4 protein-coding genes are annotated in these 4865 nt (G+C 68.9%); 1 reads left to right on the top strand and 3 read right to left on the bottom strand.

Going from position 1 to position 4865, the window contains the following annotated elements; all coding sequences use genetic code 11:
* Nucleotides 1-129 precede the first annotated feature (129 nt).
* The 3 genes from ACFWI9_RS15835 to ACFWI9_RS15825 all read right to left on the bottom strand — a co-directional run bounded on the left by ACFWI9_RS15835 (nucleotide 130) and on the right by ACFWI9_RS15825 (nucleotide 3298).
* A complete protein-coding gene (locus ACFWI9_RS15835; RefSeq protein ID WP_387162281.1) occupies nucleotides 130-2100 on the bottom strand; it encodes a right-handed parallel beta-helix repeat-containing protein in 1971 nt (656 codons plus the stop codon).
* Nucleotides 2101-2228: 128 nt separating this feature from the next.
* Nucleotides 2229-2705, bottom strand: a complete 477-nt coding sequence (locus tag ACFWI9_RS15830) for a MarR family winged helix-turn-helix transcriptional regulator (protein WP_387162279.1) — start codon at nucleotides 2703-2705, stop codon at nucleotides 2229-2231.
* Nucleotides 2702-3298, bottom strand: coding sequence for a DJ-1/PfpI family protein (locus ACFWI9_RS15825; protein WP_387162278.1), 597 nt, complete (start codon nucleotides 3296-3298; stop codon nucleotides 2702-2704). The genes ACFWI9_RS15830 and ACFWI9_RS15825 overlap by 4 nt, the downstream gene beginning before the upstream one ends.
* 149 nt (nucleotides 3299-3447) lie before the next feature.
* Between ACFWI9_RS15825 and ACFWI9_RS15820 the strand changes: the two genes are divergently transcribed.
* Complete coding sequence (locus tag ACFWI9_RS15820; protein ID WP_387162277.1) at nucleotides 3448-4803, top strand: aspartate aminotransferase family protein; 1356 nt, start codon at nucleotides 3448-3450, stop codon at nucleotides 4801-4803.
* The last annotated feature ends 62 nt before the right edge of the window (nucleotides 4804-4865 follow it).

Genomic DNA, 4865 nt, shown 5'->3' with positions numbered 1-4865 from the left:
GGGGGGGGCGCGCGGGCGGCCGCCCGCCCGCCCCCCCCCGCGCGCCGCGCCCCCCCCCCCCCCCGCGGAGGGGGGTCGGGGTGGCTGCTGAGGGCCACCCGGTGTGTGGTTGTGTTGGGTTGCGGTGGCTCAGCCGAAGCAGTTCGGCACCGGGTTGGTGCTGCCCTCGCAGTTGGTCGGGACGTTGTCGATGATCCGGATCTTGCCCTGGGTCGTGACCTCGCCGTCGTTGTGGATGCCGCCGGCGGGCTCGTCGGAGATGTTCCGCGTCACCTTGACGTCGGTGAGGTCGAGAGTGCTGCCCTCGTGGACGAGGATGCCGCCACCGTGGGAGCTGTTGCCCGGCGCCTGGTTGCCATCGACCTTCACGCGCCGCAGAGCGACCGTCGTCTCATCGCCCTCGATGGCGAGACCGCCACCGCCGACCGTGTTGACTTCGTCGACCACGGTCGTGACGTTGTCGACGATCTTGCTGTCCTCGAAGACCGCCTCGTCGGAGAGCTGGGCGCCGCCGCCCTCGCCGGTCGCGGTGTTGTCGTGGATGGTCGTCCCGCGAACGTGCAGGCCTCCGTCCTCGTGGTCGATACCGGCACCGTTGCCCTCGGACTCGGTGTTGAAGGCGATTTCGGACTTCTCGATCTCCGTCACACCGCCGTCGGATTCGACACCGCCACCGATGTTGTAGCGGATGTCGGACTTCGTGATCGTCGATGCCCCGCCCTCGGTCTCGACGGCGCCGTCGGTGCCGATGTTCCGGTGGACCTTGGCGTCGTCCATCACGAGTTCGCCGTCATCGGTGAAGATGGCGGAGCCGTCGTCGGCGGAGTTGCCCTCGAAGGTGCTCTTCGCGACCCTGGTGATGCCCTCGTTGAGGATGGCACCGCCGTCGTCCTCGGTGATGTCGTCGACGGTGTTGTTGACGAAGGCGACCATCTTCGTCTCCAGGAGGCCGGCCTCCTGGACCCAGATGGCGCCGCCGCCCTCGTCCACGGGGGCTTTGCCGCGGGTGAGGATGAGGTGGCTGAGCTTCAGCTCGCCACCGGCTCCGACCGTGAAGAAACGGAACTGGTCGGCGTTGGCCGCCCGCTGGATGGTCGATCCGTTGCCGTGGATGCTGATCGGCTGGATGATCTCCGGCAGACCGGTGCCGTCCGAGGTGGCGGTCAGGGTGTAGGTGCAGTTCGGCGCGAGGCGAAGCGAACCGCCTGTGTTCGCGTTGAGGTCGACGAGCGCCGCGATCAGTGCGTCGGGGTCGCAGTCCACGTCCTGCTCGTGCCAGCCGTGCTTCTTGCCCTGCTTCTTCTCGGCGTCGCCCTTGTCGCCCTTGCCGGCCTTGGCGCCCTTGTCGTGCTCGCCCTTGCCGCTCTTACCGCCCTTGTCTCCCTTGTCGTGGCCGCCCTTGTCTCCCTTGTCCTTGCCTTCGTCGCCCTTGCCCTCGTTGCCCTTGGAGGCGCTGCGGTCCTCGGCCTTGTCGCCGTAACCGCTGTAGTCATCGTCCTTGTCGGACTTGTTGCCCCAGTCGCCGTCCTTGTCGTGGTTCCCGTAGTCCTTGGAGCCGTAGTCCTTGTCTCCCTTGTCGCCCTTGTCTCCGTAGTCGTCCTTGTCGTAGCCGCCCTTGTCTCCCTTGTCGGAGTAGTCGTCCTTGCCTTCGTTGCCCTTGCCTTCGTTGCCCTTGGAGCCGTTGTCCTTGTAACTCTTGTCTCCGTAGTCGCCCTTGTCGTGGCCGCCCTTGTCGTAGCCGCCCTTGTCTCCCTTGTCGCCCGAGTCGTCCTTGCCCCAGGAGTGGGAGTAGTCGTCTCCTTGGTCGTCCTTACCGGAGTGGTCGGGGTTGCCGGCGTTCGCCCAGTAGTCGCCGTGCTCGCCGTCGTTCGGCATACCGTCGGCCGGAACGGCGGCAGGTGCCGTCCTGGCCTTGGCGGGCGTGGCGTGCGTGACTGCTCCGGCGTCCTGGATTCCGACGATGGTGGTAGTGGCCGCCATGGTGGCGAACCCGGCCGCGGCGAGAACGGCAACCTTCCAGTGACGGCTCAGCGCCGCCGTCTTCGGACGGTGTGCGGTGCTCTTACCTGCACCCGCCCCCGTGCCCTGTGATTCAGACATCCGACGTAGCTCTCCTTCTTGTGTGACGGGCCGTCACGCCCCTAGTCCGGAAGGGGCGGAAGTGCGACACATCGAATCACAAGAAAAGCCATAAATAGGACAATAGGAGCGTGTCGGAGTGTTGGGTGTCAGATTCCCTCGGATGGGTCCACGGGGTGGCGTGCCAGTGCGCCCATGGCCTTGTGCAGGTGCTCCAGTACGCGCACCGTCTCCGCGAACCCCTCGTCGCCTAGCTCGGCGGCGAGACGGGCCGCGAGGTCCGCGTGTCCGGGGTCGATCCGCTCGATCGCGGCTCGGCCCGTGGCGGTCGGGCGGAGCAGTTTGGCGCGGCGATGCGCGGGGTTGGGGGCGTACTCGGCGAGTTCCCGGGCGACCAGGAGGTCCGCGATCCGCTGCACGCTCTGGCGTGTGATGCCCATGGCGCGGGCGATGCCGGACACAGGCAGCGGCTCGTTCAGCACGGCGCCGAGCACCTGCCACCAGGCGGCGGTGAGTCCGGCGGGGCGGGCCAGTTCATCGGCGACGGCGAGGAACTGCCCGTTCAGACGGAAGATGTTCAGCGCGGTGGAGCTGAGCAGCTCCTGCCGCCGGCTTTCGCCGCTCACGCGTTCAGCTCCGCGAACGCGGCCGGGTCGGAGTCGTGGAACAGCCGGAACCAGGCGTCCAGCTTGGTTGCGTCGAACGCGCCCAGCCGGCCGAGGATCTCGCGGGCGAAGGCGACCGGCTCGGTCGGGCCCGCGGTGATCAGGTCCCTGTCGGTCACGGCGTCCGCCTCGACGTACCGTCCGCCGCCCTCGTATCCGGTGGCCGCGAGATAGAACGACACTGCGCTCGTGTGGTCGCGCCCGTCGAGCAGTCCCTCGCGGGCGAGGCCGGCGGTCGCCCCGCAGATCGCCGCGACGGGCACCCCGGCTTCCAGGAACTCCCGCGCCTTGCGGGCGAACGGAGCGAGCTCGTCGCCCGCGTCCCACAGATCGGCCCCGGGGAGTACCAGTAGCGCGCTGTCCTTGGGGCGCAGGTCTTCGAGCGCCACGTCGGGCAGTACGCGCAGTCCGCCGATGCTGCTCACGGGCCGGTCGGCGGCCGTGCCCGCGGTGCGGACGGTGAAGCCCGTGCGGGCCAGCCAGGCCGTGGCATGGCCCGTCTCCCAGTCGGCGAAGGTGTCGTACACGGCGAGATGAACGGTCTTGGTCTCCATGACAACATCCTGTCGTTACGACAGTCTGCTGTCAATAGGGTCGATGGGTTTCTGCCGTTCCCGCACCCGACACCATGCCGATGAAAGTGGCCGAGGCCATACAAGGTGGCCATGTCCGGCACCGGGGGCCGCTTCGTACGCTGCCCGCTATGACCCCTCATGCCGATCCACAGGCAGGCGTGGCCGTGAAGGCCGCCGACCGTGCCCACGTGTTCCACTCCTGGTCCGCACAGGGCCTGATCGACCCGCTCGCCGTCGCCGGTGCCGAGGGCTCGTACTTCTGGGACTACGACGGGAACCGCTACCTCGACTTCACCAGCGGCCTCGTCTACACCAACATCGGGTACCAGCACCCGAGGGTGGTCGCCGCGATCCAGGACCAGGCCGGGAAGCTGGCGACCTTCGCGCCGGCCTTCGCCGTCGATGTGCGCTCCGAGGCCGCGCGGCTGATCGCCGAGCGCACCCCCGGCGACCTGGACAAGATCTTCTTCACCAACGGTGGCGCCGAAGCCGTCGAGAACGCCGTCCGCATGGCCCGGCTGCACACCGGCCGCGCCAAGGTGCTCTCCGCCTACCGCTCGTACCACGGCGCCACGTCCACCGCGATCAACCTGACCGGCGACCCGCGCCGCTGGGCCTCCGACACCGCCTCCGCGGGTGTCGTCCACTTCTGGGCGCCGTTCCTCTACCGCTCGCCCTTCTACGCCACCACGGAGGCGGAGGAGTGTGCGCGGGCCCTCCAGCACCTGGAGGACACCATCGCGTTCGAGGGCCCCGGGACCATCGCCGCGATCATCCTGGAGACCATCCCCGGCACGGCCGGGATCATGATCCCGCCGCCGGGCTATCTGGCGGGCGTTCGGGAGATCTGCGACCGCTACGGCATCGTCTTCATCCTTGACGAGGTGATGGCGGGGTTCGGGCGCACCGGCAAGTGGTTCGCCGCCGAGCACTTCGACGTCGTACCCGACCTGATGACCTTCGCGAAGGGCGTGAACTCGGGTTACGTGCCGCTGGGCGGTGTCGCGATCTCCGCCGAGATCGCCGCGACCTTCGACAAGCGCCCTTACCCGGGCGGGCTCACCTACTCGGGCCACCCGCTGGCCTGCGCCGCCGCCGTCGCCACCATCCAGGTGATGGAGGACGAGCAGGTCGTGCAGCGCGCCGCCGAGCTGGGCGAGACCATCCTCGGCCCCGGTCTGCGCGAACTCGCCGCCCGGCACCCGTCGGTGGGCGAGGTGCGCGGTGTGGGCGCCTTCTGGGCCCTGGACCTCGTACGCGACCAGGAAACGCACGAGCCGCTGGTGCCGTACAACGCGACGGGCGAGGCGAACGCGCCGATGGCGGCGTTCGGGGCGGCCTGCAAGAAGAACGGCCTGTGGCCCTTCATCAACATGAACCGCACCCACGCCGTCCCCGCCTGCAACATCAGCGACGCCGAGGCCAAGGAAGGCCTCGCCGCCCTGGACGCGGCGCTGTCGGTGGCCGACGAGCACGTGGCATAGGCACCCGGGAGCACGGCATGCGCAAGGTCGACGTAGTCGTGAAGGGTCCGGGCTCCGGCCGT

This window comes from Streptomyces sp. NPDC127084 (assembly GCF_042724175.1).
Lineage (GTDB): Bacteria > Actinomycetota > Actinomycetes > Streptomycetales > Streptomycetaceae > Streptomyces.
Note: the sequence above shows the minus strand (reverse complement) of the source record. Positions and strands in the feature narration are given on the sequence as shown.

Coding starts and splice junctions, on each gene's coding strand:
- ACFWI9_RS15825 (WP_387162278.1), bottom strand. CDS start 3,298: ATGGAGACCAAGACCGTTCATCTCGCCGTGTACGACACCTTCGCCGAC.
- ACFWI9_RS15835 (WP_387162281.1), bottom strand. CDS start 2,100: ATGTCTGAATCACAGGGCACGGGGGCGGGTGCAGGTAAGAGCACCGCA.
- ACFWI9_RS15820 (WP_387162277.1), top strand. CDS start 3,448: ATGACCCCTCATGCCGATCCACAGGCAGGCGTGGCCGTGAAGGCCGCC.